Genomic DNA, 17,266 nt, shown 5'->3' with positions numbered 1-17,266 from the left:
GTACGTCAGCGGGCGGTGCCCCGGGGGACGGCGAAGCGGGTCAACCGGGCCGAGCCCGGCGCGAGTTCCGGCCAGGGGCCCGGGCAGTCGAGCACCGCGATCGCGGACGTCGGGAACTTCCGGGACAGGCGTTCGATCTCCTGGGCCTCCGCGGGGTCCGCGGCCTTCCCGGCGAGGCTGACGGCCAGATCCTCCAGGCCCGGGTTGTGGCCGACGAGCAGCAGCGTCCGTACCTCCTCCGGCACTTCGGACACCACCTCCAGCAGGTCCTCAGGCTCGGCGGCGTACACCCGCTCGTCGAAACGCACCGGTACCTCGGCGCCCAGTTGCCCGGCCGCCAATGCCCAGGTCTCGCGGGCCCGCCGGGCGGTGGAACAGATCACCAGTGCGGGCAGGCAGCCGGCGTCGCGCAGCCAGCGGCCCGCCGCGGGCGCGTCCCGTAGACCGCGCGGGCCCAGCGGCCGCTCGTGGTCCGCGACGTCGGGCCAGGCGGATTTGGCGTGGCGCAGCAGCACCAGACGGGCGGCGGATCCCGCGCTCATGACCTCAGCCTCATGACCTCAGCCTCGCACGGTCGACGGTCGACGGTCGACGGTGCTGAGGGGCCCGGGTCACTGGCCCCGCCAGATGCTCTGGTACGCCTCTTGGTAGCCCTGCGGGTCCCAGGACGTGGCTCCGCCGCTGTTCTCGGCCGTCACCACATGCGCGGGTGCGACGTAGCCGCTGGCGGGCCGGCCGGCGAAGGCGCGGTTGAGCTCGTCGATGATCTGCCACCCCTGCTGGGCGAGCGGTTCGGGGACGGTGGCGGTCTGGAAGCGCCGGCTGTTGATGCGCTGGAAGGCGGAAGGATCGCCGTCGCCCGCGCCGATGTTGAAGGGCGGCCCCCCGCCGGGGCGCCCTGCGGCCCGCAGCGCCGGCGCGGCGTCGGCGAAGTAGAGGTCGTTGATCGCGACGGAATGGGTCCACCGGCCCCGGAAGCGGGACACCAGGGAGGAGACCTCCCGCGGGGTGCGCTGACTCGCGTCCGGGATCGGGATGTTCTCGGTCGCCAGCAGCCTCACCCCGGAGCAGGTGGCGAGCTGCCGTTTGATCAGCTCGGACTTGTTGCGGGCGAACGGGATGGAGTCATCGGTGAAGATGACGACCCCGGCGTCGCCGTCGGACCGGGCGATGACCCAGTCCGCGCTGACCCTCGCGACCTCCTCCACCTTCGTGGTGATGTTGGTGAACAGCCGGGGACTCGTGCTCGGTCCGGGGGAGTCGACCGCGTGCCAGCCGATCAGCGCAATGCCCGCGGCCGCTGCCCGCGCGGTCTGTTCTGCGGTGAGCAGGGGATCGAAGCCGCCGATGACGATGCCCGAGGGCTTGAGGGTGACCGCCTGGCTGAGCGCGGCCTGGATGCCCGCAGGGGTGCCGTCCCCGTCGATCACCCGGACCTGCCAGCCGATGGCCGCCGCGGCTTCCCGGACGCCCTTGGCGACTCCGGCGACACCGGGGTTGGTCATGGTCTGGGCGACATAGACGATGGCCTTGTCGGGAACCGCCGGGGGGCCGGTCGTGGGGCCGTCCCAGGAGAGGCCCGTACGCTCGGCCCGCTCGACGGCCTCCTTGGCCCCCGTGAGTACGGCCGGGCAGCCGGCGGCCGACGGTGAGGCCGCGTCAGAGGTCCGCGACGCGTCGCTTCCGCAGCCCGCGACGAGGGTGGCGGCGGCCGCCCAAAGGGCCGCGGCCGCGAGGACGCTGGTGCGATTCGGGTACACGGTGCTCCTGACCAGGGGTGACTGGGTCTATCGGGCTTCGGCTGCCCGTGCCGCCGTCGGCCCGGGAGGTTCGTCGGGCGGGGGACGGTCCGTCATGGCCCGCGTGCGCAGCCGCCGCCTGGCCGCGTAGCCGGACAGGCCGACCGCCATCAGCAGCGTGCCCCCGTTGAACAGCGGCGTGGCCCAGAACTGGGCGCCGAGCTGGCCGATCCCGGCGAGCCCCACGGCGAGCACGCTGACGGCAACGAGGGTTCCGAGCGCGTTGGCGCGGCCGGGCTTGATCGTGGTGGAGCCGAGCAGCGCGCCGACGAAGGCGGGCAGCAGGTAGTCCAGGCCGACGCTCGGGTTGCCGATCTGCTGCTGCGCGGCGAGCAGGACCCCCGCGATGCCCACGACCAGGCCCGATCCGGCGAAGGCGTAGACGGAGTACTTGTGGGTGGGGATGCCGATGATGCCGGCGGCGCGGGGGTTGGAGCCGACGACGTACAGGTACCGGCCGAACGGCAGCCGTTCCAGCAGCACCCAGAGGACGACGACGGCGACGAGGACGTAGAAGGCGGGCACCGGCAGACCGAGGAACCGGGCGTCGTAGAGGCCGGTGAAGGAGGCCGGCAGGCCGTGCGGGCCGGGCACGATCCTGCTGCCGTCCGTGAGCCATCCGGTGAGGGCGTACATGATGCTGCCGGTGCCGAGCGTGGCGATGAAGGAGTCGATCCGGGCGAATTCGACGACGGCACCGTTCAGGGCGCCGACCAGCGCCCCGCCGAGGACGACGGCGAGAGCGGCGAGCGGCCAGGGTGTCCCCTCCTCGACGATGAGGTACATCACCAGCACGTGCGCCAGGCCCAGCCCGTACCCGATGGACAGGTCGAACTTGCCGGTGGCGATGGGGATCGTCGCCCCGAGTGCGAGGAGGGCGGGGATCGACTGGTTGGAGAGGATCGAGGACACGTTGTCCCGGGTGGGGAAGGTGTCCGGCAGGACGACGGAGAAGACCAGGAAGAGCAGGACGGTCAAGGCCGGCAGGCCGTAGCTTCCGATGATGTGCCCGCGCGGGGACCAGGGGGTCACAGGGCCGTCGTGCTTCCGGTGATCGCGGGCATGGCCGAGGCGGCACGGGTGAGTTCGGCGGGCGTCAGGGCGGCGCCCGACGGCTCGGCCACCACCGATCCGCGTACGAAGACCAGAGCGCGGTGGCAGACCTCCGCGACCTCCTCGAAGTCGGTGGACACCAGCAGGACCGCGAGGCCTTCGGCAGCCGCTTCGTCGAGCAACCGGTGGATCGCCGCCTTGGCACCGACGTCCACGCTCGCTGTCGGCTCTTCCAGGATCAGCAGCCGCAGCCGCCCGCGGAGCGACCGGCCGAGCACCACCTTCTGCTGATTTCCGCCGGACAGGGTGGAGATGGGCACCTCGCTGTCGGGGGGCCGCACCGAGAACCGTTCGATCAGGGCGGCGGCCTCGCGCCGCTCACGCCGGGGACCGAGCCAGCGCCACGCCGGCACACCGGCCGCCCGGGGGTTGGCCAGGAAGTTCTCCCGGACCGTCAGATCGGGAGCGCAGCCCTCCTCCTGGCGGTTGGCGGCCACGAAGCCGACTCCCCGGCCGAGGGCGGCGGCCACGGTGCGCGGGTGGTACGGCCGGCCGTCGAGCAGCGCCCGCCCGCCGAGCAGGGGCAGCGCGCCGGCGAGGGCGCGGCCCAGATGCATGTGGCCGGCGCCGGTCAGCCCGACCATGCCGAGGATCTCCCCGGGCGCCAGATCCAGGCTGACGGGCCGGGTCCGATGCGTCGTCACGGCGTGGAGGCTCAGCAGGGGAGGACGGCCGGTGGGCAGGGCGGAGGCGGGTCCGCGCCGGGCCGCTACGCCGCCCGAGATGTCATGGACCAGACGGGCAGGACCGTACCCGGCGAGCGGTCCCGTGCTGACGAGGCGGCCGTCGCGCAGAACGGCGAACGTGTCGGCGACCCGGTACACCTCGTCGAGCCGGTGACTGACGTACAGGACGGTGTGCCCCCGGTCGCGCAGTGCGTGCAACACGTCGAAGAGGCGGGCGCAGTCCGCGGCGGGGAGCGTGGCGGTCGGCTCGTCGAGGACGAAGAGCTCCGTCCGTCGCGCGAGGGCCCGGGCGATGGCCACCAGGGAACGCTCGGCGGGCGCGAGGTCCGCGATCCGGGCGTCGGCGTCCAGGTGTCCGGCGACGATCCGCAGGGCTTCGGCGCAGTGCTCCCGGGTCCGTCGCCAGGAGATCAGGCCGAGGTGGCGCGGGTAGCCCGTCCCCAGGGCGATGTTCTCGGCGACCGTCATCCACTCGACCAGACCGAGGTCCTGGTGGATGAAGGACATCTTTCCGGAGGCGGCTTCGGACCCGAGCGGGTGCCCGGCCACCGTCACCTCGCCCTCGTCGGGCTGGTGGACCCCGGCGAGCACCTTGATGAGCGTGGACTTCCCGGCGCCGTTGGGGCCGAGGAGGGCGAGCACGCTGCCGCGGTGGAGGTCGAGGCTGACCGCGTCCAGTGCGACGGTGCCGCCGAACCGCTTGCCGAGACCGTGCATCCGCACGAGGGGTTCCCCGCCGGAGTGCCCGGACGGGCGGTTCGTCGAGGTGTCGGAAGTGTCATGAGCGTCATGCACGGATGTCTCCGGGGCCGACCTCGGATCCCCCTCTCGGGAGGGTGGGACAGGGAGGATGCTAATGGGCACCAGGGGTCAATTGTGTTCATGACGGTAATTACGCCGCATCCAGCGCGCATTCGGCCCAGATGACCTTGCCCTGGGGGGTGTAGCGGGTGCCCCACGAACGGGCCAGCTGTGCGACGAGGAACAGGCCGCGCCCGCCCTCGTCCGTGTTGGTGGCCCGCCGCATGTGCGGGGCGGTGCTGCTGCCGTCGGAGACCTCGCAGATCAGGGCGCGGTCGTGGACCAGGCGTACCCGGATCGGCTCGGTGCCGTAGCGGATGGCGTTGGTGACCAGCTCGCTGAGCAGCAGCTCGGTGGCGAACGCGAGCTCGTCCAGCCCCCAGTGGGCCAGCTGGCGGGTCGCGGCGGCGCGGATGTCGCAGACCCGCGCGGGATCGGCCGGCAGGTCCCAGGTCGCGATCCGGTCGGCGGGCAGGGTGTGGGTGCGGGCGACGAGCAGGGCGATGTCGTCCGAGGGATGCTCGGGTGCCATGGCGTCCATGACCGCCTGACAGGTTTCCTCGGGACTGCGGTCCGCGTGTGCCAGGGCCTGCCGCAGCTGGTCGAGGGCGACGTCGATGTCGCGGTGGCGGTCCTCGACGAGCCCGTCGGTGTAGAGGACGAGCGTGCTGCCCTGGGGCAGCTCGATCTCGGCCGTCTCGAAGGGCAGACCGCCCAGGCCCAGCGGGGGCCCGGCGGGCGGGTCGGGGAAGCTCACGCTGCCGTCGGGATGGACCAGGGCCGGCGGAAGGTGGCCGGCCCGGGCCAGAGTGCACTGTCGCGAGGTGGGGTCGTAGATGGCGTACAGACAGGTGGCGCCGACGACGCCGGTGCTGCCCGTGGTGTGGTCGTCGCCCTCCTCCCGGTCCAGGCGCACCAGGAGGTTGTCCAGGTGGGTGAGGAGCTCGTCGGGGGCGAGTTCCAGTTCGGCGAAGTTGCGTGCGGCGGTCCGCAGCCGCCCCATCGTGGCGGCGGCGTGGAGCCCGTGGCCGACGACGTCGCCCACGAGCAGGGCGACGCGGGCGCCGGACAGGGGGATGACGTCGAACCAGTCGCCGCCCACTCCGGATTCGGCGGGCAGATAGCGGTGGGCGACCTCGACGGCACTCTGCTCGGGCATGCCGCGCGGGAGGAGGCTGCGCTGGAGCGCCAGGGCCAGGGTGTGTTCCCGGGTGTAGCGGCGGGCGTTGTCGATGCACAGGGCGGCGCGGGCCGCGAGTTCCTGGGCCAGCCGGCTGTCGTCGTCCCCGAAGGGGGCGGGGTCCTGCGAGCGGTAGAAGCTCGCGATGCCCAGCAGGACACCGCGGGCGAGCAGCGGGACGGCGATGAGGGAGTGCACGCCGTGCGCCATGATCCGCCGGGCGTGCCGGGCATGAGCGGGGTTCGCGGTGATCCAGCCGGCCGCGGGGTCGAACTCGGCCTCCAGGACCGCCTGCCCTTCGGCCAGCGCGCGCATGTGGGGGGATCCGGGTTGGAGTTCCACGTGTTGTCCGACGGGGAAGAAGGGGCTGTTGGCGCGGAGGCCGTGACGCACGGCACGGTGCAGTTCGGCCTCGGGGTGGGCGGACTCGTCGCCCCGCAGTACGGCCTCGGGCAGGTCCACGGTGACGTAGTCGGCCAGGCGTGGGACCGCGATCTCGGCGAGCTCCCACGCGGTGCGGCTCACGTCCAGGGTCGTGCCGATGCGGCTGCTGGCCTCGGCCAGCAGCTCCAGCCGGCGCCGTGCCTCCACGGCGTACTTCCCGACCTCCGGCTCGCCGACCAGCACCAGGCCGCGGACCGTGCCGGGGCGGGGGGCCGCGCTGTCGATCGGGGTTCCGGGCAGTGGCGGTGCGGCGGTCGGTGCTCCGGCCGGTGGCGGTCCGGTACGGGGCGAGAGGGGAAGGTGGTGGACCGGCGGGGTGTCCTCCCTGAGCACGGCCTCGACGACGATGCCCGCCACGCCGGAGCGGCTCGTGACCGGGCGGCTCAGAAGGGTGGCCTCCCGGCCGTGCGGGAGGACCACGTCCACGGCGCCGGGCCGGGCCGAGGAGATCAGCTCGGTCGCTCTGTCCTTGAGGATCGTCTGGTCGTGCGGGTCCAGCTGGAAGTCGACCAGTTCGTCCAGCCCGCCCAGTCCCGCCGTGCCGGCCGGCACGGCGGGCCCGGTGTGGAGCCCGTCCCCGGCGGCCCCGGCCGTCCGCGCGCGCCGTTCGGCATCGAGGTACGCCCGCAGCAGCCCGCGCTCGCGCGCCGAACTCTGTTCCGTCAGCCGCCGTTCGATCGTCGTGGCAGCCCGGCGGAGCAGGACGGCGAGGGCCGGGCGCTCGTAGGCGTGCGGGTAGCCGAAGCAGAGGACGCCGGCGATGTGCCCGCTGATCTGATCGCGGATGGGAATGGCGCAGCATGCGTTCGACTGGGCGCGTTCGGCGAAGTGTTCCGCGCCGTAGACCCGGATGGGGCCCCGTTCGGCCAGCGCGAGGCCGATGCCGTTGGTCCCGGCGAACCGCTCGGCGAAGACGAAGCCCGGGACGCTCTGGATGGGGGGAAGGCTCCGGGCCAGGGAGGGCTCGCCGAAGCGGCGTTGGAGCACCGTGCCGTTCGCGTCGGCGACGGAGATGTTCATCCGGCTGCCGGAGAACCGGGACTGCAGCTGGTCGAGGACGGGTCCGGCGGCGCGTACGAGTCTGCTGTCCGGATCGAAGTCGTCCCGGTAGGGGAGCTCGGTCTGGTCCGGTGACAGGCCCAGCAGCCGACAGCGCAGCCACGAGTTCAGGATCGGAGTTCTCACCGCGGTCGCGACCGGCTCGCCCACCAGGAATCGCTCACGGGAGCGTGCGGGACCGATGTGCTCTCCCGTGACCCCCATCTGCATCACTTCCCCTTGCCGGCGCGGGTCGGTGCTGGTCTGTGCTGGTCCGTGCGATGAAAGTTGTATCAGTGCGTTTTGAGTATATTCCCGGCTATTTATCGCTTCACAGGAGAGCGACCGGATTGACCGGCGATCCCGTCCCGCCGGGGACGTTGAGGGGTGTCACGACGATCATGAACTCGTAACGTCCCGCTTCGGCGCACGCGGCGGACAGTGCCTCCAGATCCAGGTTGTCCAGCAGGGGCACCCCCATGGCCGCGATGGCGAGGGCGTGGACGGGAGAGTGGAGGCCCTCGACCGGGGAGGGTCGGACGTCGCTGTCCCCGTCCGCGCCGAGCAGGCTGATCGCACGCTCCGCCAGCAGCGGCATCGCGTCCACGTGGAAGCCCGCGCTTGCCGCGTCGACGTCCCACGGGCCCAGTTCGCGACGGCGCCGGAACCGGCCGGAGCGCAGCAGCACCGCACATCCGTCGTCGATACGGACGCCGAGCGCCCGCTCGGCGGCGATGACGTCACTGGCGCGGACCGCGTGTCCGGGCTCCAGCCAGTCGGCGCCGAGGACGGCGGGCAGGTCGAGGAGGACCCCCTTGGTGACGAGCGGGCCCAGCGCCGCCACCGAGCCGAAGCGGGCGCCGCCGGCGCCGATGACCTCGCGCGCCGGGTGGCCCCCGTAGAGCAGCCCTCGGTAGGCGATGTGTGACAGCGCGTCGATGTGGCTGACCGACTTGCCGTGGTAGTCGACGGCGAGGAAGTCCTTGTGGGTGGCCGGTTCCGGGGGCTCGACATCACCGAGGTCGGACATGTAGTGGAGGGCGGGCTTGGTGTTGTCGGGGCCGGGCCGGGTGTTCCAGGGCAGCCCCATGGATACCGCCGTACCGTCCCGGACGAAGGCGGCCGCCCGTCGTACGTGGTCCGGTGTGACCCGGTTCCAGGCGCCCCGGTCGGCCGGGGTCCAGTGGCCCCACGTACGGACCGAGGCGAAGAGGGCGTCGAATTCCGGGCGGGAGATCCGGGGAGCCTCTGCGGGGTTGGTGCTCATGGGGTGTGCGGCGCTCCAGACTCGGCGGGCGGCGGGGGTGGCCCCGCCGTTTGGGCATCCGTACCCGTTGCCGGCAGCGGCCGGACGTCCGCGGGGACCGGTCAACCTGAGTGGCGGCCATGCCTCGGGGCGGGGCAGGCTGTACTCATGAGAGCGCTCTTGCGCTCGCCCCCGGGAGCCGGCGGCCGCCACCAGGTCCTTTTCGCCCTCGCGGAGTGGGTGCCCTTCGCGATCGCCCTGCTGGTGCTCGTCATCGAGCTCACGCCCGCGCACGTCGTGTACACCGGCCCCCTGCTGGTGGCGACGCCCGCTCTGGCGGCGGTGACGATGGGCCCCAGGGGCACCCTCGCGGCGGCCGCGGTGGCCGTCGGCGTCAGTGTGATCACCGCCAGCCACAACCATGCCTGGGGTGGCCAGCAGGTCTACACGAACTTCCTCGCCCTGTTCCTGGTCACGGTGGCGAGCTTCACGACGAGCCGCGCCGCGCGCACGCGCCGGGAGAACGAGCTCAACCAGGTCCGCCGGATCGCCGCGGCCGCCCAGGACGTCCTGCTGCGGCCCGTGCCGGCCCGGCTGGGCCCCGTACGGGCGGCCAGCATGTACCTGGCAGCCGAGTCGGGCGCGCAGATCGGCGGTGATCTGTACGACGCGGTCCAGACCCGGTACGGGGTCCGGATGATCGTCGGGGACGTCCGCGGCAAGGGACTGCCTGCCGTACGGGCCGCCGCGGTCGTGCTGGGCGCGTTCCGCGAGGCCGTGCACTACGAGGACGACCTGGTGGAGGTCGTCAACCACTGCGGGGAGGCCCTGCGGCGGGACGCCGTCGTCGCGGGCACGGGCGGGGTCGGAGGTGACGTCGACCGCCTGGAGGGATTCGTCACCGCGGTCGTGGCCCAGATCCCGGACAGCCACGAGGTCGAGGTGATCAACCGGGGCCATCCGCCGCCACTGCTGCTGCGCGACGGCAGGGTCCGGTCCTTGATGCCAACGGCCCCGCTGCCGCCGTTGGGTCTGGAGGAATTCCTCAGCGGTCCTCCCGGGCGGACGGACAGCTATCCGTTCGCACCGGGGGACCGGCTGCTGTTGCACACCGACGGCGTCATCGAGGCCCGCGACAAGGAGAAGAACTTCTTCGACCTGCCCGGGGCCATGGCGACGATGCGGGACCACACCCGGCGGGCGTTCCTGGAAGGCCTGCGCCAGGCCCTACTCCGCCACACGCAGGGCTTCCTGGCGGACGACGTGGCCGTCATCCTCGTCGACCGGCTCGAAGACGAGGCCGGCTCTGGCCAGGGGTGACTCCGGCCGGCGTCGGGTGTCGGGAGGGGGCCGGGCGTGGAGCGACCTACGAAACGGGCTCCCTGCGCCGGCATTGTCCGGATCAGGTGATGGGGGTCGCCTTCGGGTCTTCCGACCGTCAGGCCTCTCAGCCCTACCGTTGACGTCGGCCACGGCGGACAACAACAACGAACTTCCGCGGCAGTCGGCTACTCCGGTCGAACTCCCTCGCTCGCCTCGTAGGCCTAGTAGCAGCATAGCCCGCTACCTATGGATAAAACACACTTTCCCTGTCTTTGTCAGGGTCTCTTGAGTCGTGAGCCCGAGCGAGCGATCTTCGGCCTCGCCCCCTGGGCACCTCCGGCGGCAAGTAGTTGCTAATGTGGAAAGTAGATGCCGGCAGGCGAATGTGGGGATGCCGGGCGAAGGCGGGAGGGGTGTGTCATGAGCGAACAAGCTGTTGCGGCAGCATCGTTGAAGGGGACCGCGCGGATCGAGGCGACCGCGCGGGGGCGAAGCGGCTGGTACGTCGGCTATCTGTGGGTGTTCGCCGGCTGGCAGCTCGCCCTCGTTCCCGCCGTGGTGCTGTGGCACGGGCCGACGGGGACGCTCGTCAGTACGCTGTCGAACGCCCTTGTGGTCATGGGGCTGTCCGTGTTCGCCATGCGGCAGCCCGTGGTTCCGCGCGGTTACGGCGGCCGGCACCTCAGAGTGATCGGAGCCTGGGCGGTTGCCTACGTACTGACCCTCGTGCTCGGCTTCACCGTCTTCCTGGACAGCGTCGCCTTCGCGGTCGTGGCCGCCTTCGCGTGCGCACTGCCCGCCGTCGTGGCGGCTTGGCGCGAGGCGCGCGCCGCATGACGCCGGAAGCCCCGGCGGCCGCAGGACAGGGCCCCCATCCGCGCCACGCTCTCGCGCCTCTTCTGGGGTCGGCCGTACGTCTGTCGATCGTCGCGGCGCTGGCTCCCGTGGAGAAGGCCGAGTTCGCCTACGTGCGGGATCTCGTGGAGATCACCGACTCCGCCCTGTCGAAACAGATCACGCGCCTGGAGGAAGCGGGCTGGGTGACGGTCGAGAAGGGGCAGGTCGGGCGCAGGCCGCGGACCTGGCTGTGTCTGACCGAGGAGGGACTGGTCACCTACCGGCGCCACCTCGCCGCCCTCACGGCCATCGCGGGCCCACTGTCCTGACGGCGGGCCGAGGTCACCGCAGCCCGGAGACCTTGAAGACCGTACGGGCGGTCTCGCCGTCGATGCGCTGGGCCAGCTCGCGCAGCGCGGTCGCGCCCGACACCAGGGTGCCGCGCCGGATCGACGTTCGGGTGTCCGCGTCCAGACGCCTCCACATCGAGGGGTTGCGCACCAGGACGGTCGGGTCGATCTCGACCCGGTTGCCGTCCGTGTCCCGCAGGACCAGGCGCTGGGCCACCCCGTCGGACCACCGGACCGAGACGAGGGAATCGGTACGGACGCTGCGCCGCACCAGCAGCCCGTGGGCCATCAGCAGACCGGGCCGCGCGCAGACCCGTAGAGGCAACAGGATCACGAAGACGAGTACGGCCAGGCCGGCCCACAGGGCCCCGCGGGTGACATCGAGCCGTCCGACACCCGTGTCCAGGACGGCCAGTGCCGCGAACAGGAGCGACGCGATACCGATCGCGGAACGCCGCTCACCGGCCCAGTGGATGTCGTCCGCGGAGGGTTCCGATGGCTCCGCGTGCGCGGCGCGTGAGCCGGCCGTCGGCTGAGTGATACGTCGTCCCATGGGACAGACGCTAGGGCGGATGCAGGCCTTGGCGCCGGACCCTGACGCACTGCTGATGCGACGGCTACGACATCTTGACGCGAGTCCGTCGTCACCGCGAACGATCATGTGCTGGGACCGTTGCCCGAGCGCTGCGCGGAGGTGGAGGTTCGAGGAGGACATGCGGATCAGAGCCGCCCTGCGGCCGCGTCGGCGGCGACGGGCAGGGACAGGACCATGGTCAGGCCTCCACCGGGGGTGTCCTCGGCGGACAGGGTGCCGCCGATGGCCTCGGTGAAGCCGCGGGCGACGGCGAGGCCGAGGCCGACTCCGGCGCCGCGCGGGGCGTCGCCGTGGCGCTGGAAGGGTTCGAATATCCGGTCCTTGGCGTCGTCGGGGACTCCGGGGCCGCGGTCGACGACGCGGAGTTCGACCCGGCTCCCCAAGGTGCTGGCGGAGACGTTGACGGCCTGGCCGTCGGGGCTGTACTTGACGGCGTTCTCGACGATGTTGGCGACGGCCCGTTCCAGGAGGCCCCGGTCGACGGCGATCATGGGGAGGGTTTCGGGGATGTCGAGGTCGACGCTGTCCTCCGGTACGCCGCCCAGGGCCATGGGGACGACCTCGTCGAGGTCGGTCTCGCGGATGAGCGGGACGACGGTACCGGTGTTGAGGCGGGACATGTCGAGGAGGTTGCCGATCAGCGCGGCGAGGCGGTCGGCGCCGTCTTCGATGCCTTCCAGGAGTTCGGCCCGGTCCTCCTCGGACCATTCGACGTCGTCTGAGCGCAGGGAGCTGACGGACGCCTTTATGCCGGCGAGCGGGGTGCGCAGGTCGTGGCTGACGGCGGCGAGCAGGGCGGTACGGATGCGGTTGCCCTCGGCGAGTTCCTTCGCTCTGCCCGCCTCGTCGACGAGGCGCTGGCGGTCGAGTACGACGGCGGCCTGGGCGGCGAAGGCGCCGAGCACCCGGCGGTCCTCTGCCGGCAGGACGCGCCCGGTGAGGGCGAGGGCCATGTTCTCGCCGATGGGCAGATCGACGTCCGCGTCCTCGGGGCGGCCGACCGGGCCGGTGCCGACGGATGCGGTGGTGGTCCAGGGGTCGACTTCGCTCGTGCGCTCCAGGAGGACGACCGATTGCATGGCGAAGGTCTCGCGGAGGCGTTCGAGGAGTGCGTCAAGGGAGTCCTCGCCGCGCAGGACGCTGCCGGCGAGGAAGGAGAGGATCTCGGACTCGGCCCGCAGCCGGGCGGCCTGGTGAGTGCGGCGGGCGGCCAGGTCGACCACGGACGCGACGGAAACCGCGACTCCCACGAAGATCGCGATGGCGACGATGTTCTTGGGGTCGGAGATGGTGAACTCGTGCAGCGGTGGGGTGAAGTAGTAGTTGAGGAGCAGGGAGCCGAAGGCGGCCGAGGCCAGGGCGGGCAGGAGTCCGCCGAGGAGGGCCGCCGCCACGGTGAAGGTGAGGAAGAGCAGCATGTCGTTGGCGAGCCCGAGCTCGGGCACGAGCTCGTTCAGCAGAACGGTGAGCAGCGCGGGGCCGGCGACCCCCGTCAGCCAGCCCCAGACGACTCGGAGTCTGCCCAGCCGCGCGCTGCGTGCGACGGGCAGGCCCCGGCCCTTGGCGGCCTCGTCGTGGGTGACGATGTGGACGTCGAGGTCCGGGCCCGACTCCCGGGCGACGGTGGCGCTGACGCCGGGGCTGAAGACGGACTGCCAGGAGCGGCGGCGGCTGACGCCGAGGACGATCTGGGTGGCGTTGCACCCGCGGGCGAACTCCAGCAGGGCGTCGGGGACGTTGTCGCCTATGACGTGGTGGAAGGTGCCGCCGAGGTCCTCGACCAGGGTGCGCTGGACGGCGAGTTCCTTGGGTGAGGCGGATGAGAGGCCATCGCTGCGGGCGATGTAGACGGCCAGCACTTCGCCGCCCGATCCCTTCTCGGCGAGGCGGGCGGCGCGGCGGATGAGGGTACGGCCTTCGGGGCCGCCGGTGAGGCCGACGACGATGCGTTCGCGGGCCTGCCAGGTGGTGCGGATGTTGTGCTCGCCCCGGTATTCCTGGAGGTACTCGTCGACGCGGTCGGCGACCCAGAGCAGGGCGAGTTCGCGCAGGGCGGTGAGGTTGCCGGGCCGGAAGTAGTTGGAGAGGGCGGCGTCGACCTTGTCGGGTTTGTAGATGTTGCCGTGGGCCATGCGGCGGCGCAGGGCCTGCGGGGACATGTCGACGAGCTCGATCTGGTCGGCCCGCCGGACCACCTCGTCCGGGACCGTCTCGCGCTGGCGGACCCCGGTGATCGTCTCGACCACGTCGCCGAGTGACTCCAGGTGCTGGATGTTGACGGTGGAGACGACGTTGATGCCGGCCTGGAGCAGCTCCTCGACGTCCTGCCAGCGCTTGGTGTTGCGCGAACCGGGGACGTTGGTGTGGGCGAGCTCGTCCACCAGTGCGATCGCGGGGCGACGCGCGAGGATCGCGTCCACGTCCATCTCCGTGAAGGTGGCGTCCCGGTAGTCGAGTTCGCGACGGTCGATGAGTTCGAGGCCGTGGAGCATCACCTCGGTGCGTGGACGGTGGTGGTGCTCGACGAAGCCCACGACGCAGTCGGTGCCCCGCTCGATCCGGCGGTGCGCCTCGGAGAGCATCGCGTACGTCTTGCCGACACCCGGCGCCGCGCCGAGGTAGATGCGGAGCTTGCCGCGTCCCATGTTCCGACTCGTATTCTGCTGAGGAAGGGGTCTGCTGAGGAAGGGGTCTGCTCATGAGGGAGCGCTGCTGCCGACCGGGCGGATGATCAGGGTTCGAAGCGGTATCCCATGCCCGGTTCGGTGATCAGGTACCGGGGATGGGAGGGGTCAGCTTCCAGTTTGCGCCGTAGCTGGGCCATGTATACCCGTAGATAGTTGGTGTTCTCCCCGTAGGTAGGGCCCCAGACCTCCAGCAGGAGCTGCCCCTGGGTGATCAGCCGGCCCGGGTGGGTGATGAGGATTTCCAGCAGGTGCCACTCGGTCGGCGTCAGCCGTACGGTCCGCTCGCCCCGCTGTACCTTCTTCGCCACCAGGTCGACGGTGAACTCGGCCGTCGTGACGACGGCGACCTCGTCGGCCTGGGACGCGGCAGGAGTCTCCCGCCTACGGGCGGCCGCGCGCAGGCGGGCCAGGAGCTCGTCCATGCTGAACGGCTTCGTCACGTAGTCGTCGGCGCCGGCGTCCAGGGCACGGATCTTGTCCTCCGAGGTGTGACGTGCGGAGAGGACGAGGATGGGTACCCGGCTCCATTCGCGGACGCTCATGATGACGTCGATGCCGTCCATGTCGGGCAGGCCGAGGTCCAGCACTATGACGTCCGGCTTGTGGGCGGCGGCGAGCCGCAGGGCCGTGCCTCCGTCGGGAGCCTCCTCGACCTCGAACTTGCGCGCCTGAAGGTTGATCTTCAGTGCGCGGACGAGCTGAGGATCGTCCTCCACCACCAGCACCCGGGTCATCGGTGTGCAGCCTTTCCTTCGTTGCGGGCAGGAGCGGTAAGAAACCGGCGGGGCGCGAAGTGTTCGCGCCCCGCCGGCTCCCCATCCGTGCGATGTGGAGCTTCAGCTCTTGGCAAGTGCCTTGAGCGCGGTGTTGAGTTCGAGGACGTTGACGCGGGGTTCGCCCATGAAGCCGAGGGTGCGGCCGGAGGTGTGGTCGGCGACGAGTTTCTCGACCTGCTTGACGTCGAGTTTGTTCTGCTCGGCGACCCGGTGGATCTGGAGCTTGGCGTACTCGGGGGAGATCTCCGGGTCGAGGCCGGAGCCGGAGGAGGTGACGGCGTCGGCCGGTACGTCCTCGGGCTTGACCTGGTAGCCGGCGGTGGAGTTGTCGGCGATGACGGATTCCTTGGCGGCGATGACCTGGGCGCAGAGGGTGCCTTCCTCCGCCTGGTCGGTGCACTTGCCGTCGACGGCGCCGTTGTCGGCGGAGCGGTTGGTGGCGCCGGAGAGGATCAGCGAGTACTGGGTGTTGACGGAGTTGGTGCCGAGGCCGTTGGAGGGGCGCGGCTGGAACCACTTCAGATCCGGCTTGGCGGCCTCTTCGGGGTCGTTCCCCGTAGTTGAGTCAGAAGGGGTCTTCTTCGGCAGGTTGTAGGTCTGCCCGATGAGGGAGGAGCCGACGACCTTGCCGCTCGCGTCCTTGATCTCCGAGCCGTTGGCCTTGTCGTTGAAGGCGGCCTGGGCGATCCCGGTCACGGCCAGCGGATAGATCACGCCGCAGATGACCGTGAGGACCAGCAGGGCGCGCAGGCCCGCCCCGATCAACCGCACTGTGTTGCCTACAGAGTTGTTCATTGGGGTCAGCCGATTCCGGGGATGAGGGAGATGAGCAGGTCGATGAGCTTGATGCCGATGAACGGGGCGATGAGACCGCCCACGCCGTAGAGGCCGAGGTTGCGGCGGAGCATTTTGTCGGCGCTGGTGGGCCGGTACTGGACGCCCTTGAGGGCGAGCGGGACCAGGGCGATGATGATCAGCGCGTTGAAGATGACGGCGGAGAGGATCGCCGACTCGGGCGAGTGCAGGCCCATGATGTTGAGCTTGTCGAGGCCGGGGTAGACCACGGCGAACATGGCCGGGATGATCGCGAAGTATTTCGCGACGTCGTTGGCGATCGAGAAGGTCGTCAGGGCGCCTCGGGTGATCAGCAGTTGCTTGCCGATCTCCACGATTTCGATGAGTTTGGTGGGGTTGGAGTCCAGGTCCACCATGTTCCCGGCTTCCTTGGCGGCCGAGGTGCCGGTGTTCATGGCGACGCCCACGTCGGCCTGCGCGAGGGCGGGGGCGTCATTCGTACCGTCGCCGGTCATCGCGACGAGTTTGCCGCCGGCCTGTTCGCGCTTGATGAGGGCCATCTTGTCCTCGGGGGTGGCTTCCGCGAGGAAGTCGTCCACGCCCGCTTCTTCGGCGATGGCCTTGGCGGTGAGCGGGTTGTCGCCGGTGATCATCACGGTCTTGATGCCCATGCGGCGCAGCTCGTCGAAGCGTTCGCGCATGCCCTCCTTGACCACGTCCTTGAGGTGGATGACACCCAGGACCCGGGCACCCTTCTCGTCCTCGACGGCGACCAGGAGCGGCGTACCGCCCGCCTCGGAGATGCGGTTGGCGAGGAGGTCGGCATCTTCGGACACCTGGCCGCCCTGCTCCTTGACCCAGGTGATGACCGAACCTGCCGCGCCCTTACGGGTCTTCCTGCCATCCACGTCCACACCCGACATCCGGGTCTGGGCGGTGAACTCGATCCAGGTGGCGTGGGACAGCTCGCCCTGGTGGCGTTCGCGGAGTCCGTACTTCTCCTTCGCGAGGACCACGATCGAGCGGCCCTCGGGGGTCTCGTCAGCGAGGGACGACAGCTGGGCGGCGTCGGCCAGTTCGGCTTCAGTCGTGCCCTTGACCGGCACGAACTCGGAGGCCTGGCGGTTGCCGAGGGTGATGGTGCCGGTCTTGTCGAGCAGCAGCGTCGACACGTCACCGGCGGCCTCTACGGCGCGGCCGGACATGGCCAGGACGTTGCGCTGGACCAGCCGGTCCATGCCGGCGATGCCGATCGCGGAGAGCAGGGCGCCGATCGTGGTCGGGATCAGGCAGACCAGCAGGGCGGTGAGGACGATCATCGACTGCTCGGCGCCCGCGTAGATCGCGAACGGCTGGAGCGTGACGACGGCCAGCAGGAAGACGATCGTGAGGGACGCGAGGAGAATGTTCAGCGCGATCTCGTTGGGGGTCTTCTGCCGCGCCGCGCCTTCGACGAGGGCGATCATGCGGTCGATGAAGGTTTCGCCGGGCTTCGTCGTGATCTTGATGACGACACGGTCCGACAGGACCTTCGTACCGCCGGGGGGCGGCGGGGGGGGCGCCCCCCGCCCCCGGCTGTAAAGGGGGGGGTAGGCA

14 protein-coding genes and 1 riboswitch are annotated in these 17,266 nt (G+C 71.0%); of the genes, 3 read left to right on the top strand and 11 right to left on the bottom strand.

All coding sequences use genetic code 11. The features are described from left to right. Window positions 1-5: 5 nt before the first annotated feature. The 6 genes from ACFXDJ_RS19495 to ACFXDJ_RS19470 all read right to left on the bottom strand — a co-directional run bounded on the left by ACFXDJ_RS19495 (window position 6) and on the right by ACFXDJ_RS19470 (window position 8,328). On the bottom strand, window positions 6-542 hold the full coding sequence (locus tag ACFXDJ_RS19495) for a SixA phosphatase family protein (RefSeq protein WP_384650773.1): 537 nt from the start codon (window positions 540-542) through the stop codon (window positions 6-8). A 69-nt stretch (window positions 543-611) separates the two neighbouring features. Beyond that, the gene (locus ACFXDJ_RS19490; protein ID WP_384650775.1) at window positions 612-1,760 is read right to left on the bottom strand and encodes a substrate-binding domain-containing protein; all 1,149 of its coding nucleotides are present in this window, start codon (window positions 1,758-1,760) and stop codon (window positions 612-614) included. A gap of 27 nt (window positions 1,761-1,787) precedes the next feature. Continuing rightward, window positions 1,788-2,831: an ABC transporter permease gene (locus tag ACFXDJ_RS19485; RefSeq protein WP_384650777.1), complete on the bottom strand. Its 1,044-nt coding sequence runs from the start codon at window positions 2,829-2,831 to the stop codon at window positions 1,788-1,790. Further along, a complete protein-coding gene (locus ACFXDJ_RS19480; protein WP_384650779.1) occupies window positions 2,828-4,393 on the bottom strand; it encodes a sugar ABC transporter ATP-binding protein in 1,566 nt (521 codons plus the stop codon). The genes ACFXDJ_RS19485 and ACFXDJ_RS19480 overlap by 4 nt, the downstream gene beginning before the upstream one ends. A 97-nt stretch (window positions 4,394-4,490) precedes the next feature. Then, entirely contained in the window at window positions 4,491-7,286 is a 2,796-nt protein-coding gene (locus ACFXDJ_RS19475; protein WP_384650781.1) for a SpoIIE family protein phosphatase, read from the bottom strand. Window positions 7,287-7,392: 106 nt separating this feature from the next. After that, on the bottom strand, window positions 7,393-8,328 hold the full coding sequence (locus ACFXDJ_RS19470) for a cyclase family protein (RefSeq protein WP_384650783.1): 936 nt from the start codon (window positions 8,326-8,328) through the stop codon (window positions 7,393-7,395). 147 nt (window positions 8,329-8,475) lie between these two features. Between ACFXDJ_RS19470 and ACFXDJ_RS19465 the strand changes: the two genes are divergently transcribed. The 3 genes from ACFXDJ_RS19465 (at window position 8,476) to ACFXDJ_RS19455 (ending at window position 10,796) form a co-directional block, all read left to right on the top strand. After that, a complete protein-coding gene (locus ACFXDJ_RS19465; RefSeq protein ID WP_384650785.1) occupies window positions 8,476-9,627 on the top strand; it encodes a PP2C family protein-serine/threonine phosphatase in 1,152 nt (383 codons plus the stop codon). 42 nt (window positions 9,628-9,669) lie between these two features. Beyond that, window positions 9,670-9,846: riboswitch (TPP riboswitch) on the bottom strand. A 204-nt stretch (window positions 9,847-10,050) separates the two neighbouring features. Then, window positions 10,051-10,467: a hypothetical protein gene (locus tag ACFXDJ_RS19460; RefSeq protein WP_384650787.1), complete on the top strand. Its 417-nt coding sequence runs from the start codon at window positions 10,051-10,053 to the stop codon at window positions 10,465-10,467. Then, on the top strand, window positions 10,464-10,796 hold the full coding sequence (locus ACFXDJ_RS19455) for a winged helix-turn-helix domain-containing protein (RefSeq protein ID WP_384650789.1): 333 nt from the start codon (window positions 10,464-10,466) through the stop codon (window positions 10,794-10,796). The genes ACFXDJ_RS19460 and ACFXDJ_RS19455 overlap by 4 nt, the downstream gene beginning before the upstream one ends. Before the next feature lie 13 nt (window positions 10,797-10,809). Here ACFXDJ_RS19455 and ACFXDJ_RS19450 read toward each other — a convergent pair whose 3' ends face one another. The 5 genes from ACFXDJ_RS19450 to kdpB all read right to left on the bottom strand — a co-directional run. Beyond that, a complete protein-coding gene (locus ACFXDJ_RS19450) occupies window positions 10,810-11,370 on the bottom strand; it encodes a hypothetical protein (RefSeq protein ID WP_384650791.1) in 561 nt (186 codons plus the stop codon). Between the two features lie 167 nt (window positions 11,371-11,537). Next, on the bottom strand, window positions 11,538-14,057 hold the full coding sequence (locus ACFXDJ_RS19445) for an ATP-binding protein (RefSeq protein ID WP_384650793.1): 2,520 nt from the start codon (window positions 14,055-14,057) through the stop codon (window positions 11,538-11,540). 86 nt (window positions 14,058-14,143) lie between these two features. Next, window positions 14,144-14,833 carry a response regulator gene (locus ACFXDJ_RS19440; RefSeq protein ID WP_384650795.1) on the bottom strand — a complete coding sequence of 230 codons (690 nt, stop codon included), beginning with the start codon at window positions 14,831-14,833 and terminating at the stop codon, window positions 14,144-14,146. Window positions 14,834-14,935: 102 nt separating this feature from the next. Beyond that, window positions 14,936-15,670 carry a potassium-transporting ATPase subunit C gene (locus tag ACFXDJ_RS19435; protein WP_384650797.1) on the bottom strand — a complete coding sequence of 245 codons (735 nt, stop codon included), beginning with the start codon at window positions 15,668-15,670 and terminating at the stop codon, window positions 14,936-14,938. A 5-nt stretch (window positions 15,671-15,675) separates the two neighbouring features. Further along, the coding region (gene kdpB / locus ACFXDJ_RS19430; RefSeq protein WP_384849784.1) for a potassium-transporting ATPase subunit KdpB at window positions 15,676-17,266 on the bottom strand (1,591 nt) is incomplete at its 5' end.

This window comes from Streptomyces sp. NPDC059443, assembly GCF_042750105.1.
Lineage (GTDB): Bacteria > Actinomycetota > Actinomycetes > Streptomycetales > Streptomycetaceae > Streptomyces.
This window is presented reverse-complemented; position numbering and strand designations above follow the sequence as displayed.

Excerpts from the sequence above, each read along its gene's own strand:
- ACFXDJ_RS19495 (WP_384650773.1), bottom strand. The coding sequence starts at position 542 with ATGAGCGCGGGATCCGCCGCCCGTCTGGTGCTGCTGCGCCACGCCAAA.
- ACFXDJ_RS19475 (WP_384650781.1), bottom strand. The coding sequence starts at position 7,286 with ATGGGGGTCACGGGAGAGCACATCGGTCCCGCACGCTCCCGTGAGCGA.
- ACFXDJ_RS19470 (WP_384650783.1), bottom strand. The coding sequence starts at position 8,328 with ATGAGCACCAACCCCGCAGAGGCTCCCCGGATCTCCCGCCCGGAATTC.
- ACFXDJ_RS19465 (WP_384650785.1), top strand. The coding sequence starts at position 8,476 with ATGAGAGCGCTCTTGCGCTCGCCCCCGGGAGCCGGCGGCCGCCACCAG.
- ACFXDJ_RS19460 (WP_384650787.1), top strand. The coding sequence starts at position 10,051 with ATGAGCGAACAAGCTGTTGCGGCAGCATCGTTGAAGGGGACCGCGCGG.
- ACFXDJ_RS19455 (WP_384650789.1), top strand. The coding sequence starts at position 10,464 with ATGACGCCGGAAGCCCCGGCGGCCGCAGGACAGGGCCCCCATCCGCGC.
- ACFXDJ_RS19450 (WP_384650791.1), bottom strand. The coding sequence starts at position 11,370 with ATGGGACGACGTATCACTCAGCCGACGGCCGGCTCACGCGCCGCGCAC.
- ACFXDJ_RS19445 (WP_384650793.1), bottom strand. The coding sequence starts at position 14,057 with ATGGGACGCGGCAAGCTCCGCATCTACCTCGGCGCGGCGCCGGGTGTC.
- ACFXDJ_RS19440 (WP_384650795.1), bottom strand. The coding sequence starts at position 14,833 with ATGACCCGGGTGCTGGTGGTGGAGGACGATCCTCAGCTCGTCCGCGCA.
- ACFXDJ_RS19435 (WP_384650797.1), bottom strand. The coding sequence starts at position 15,670 with ATGAACAACTCTGTAGGCAACACAGTGCGGTTGATCGGGGCGGGCCTG.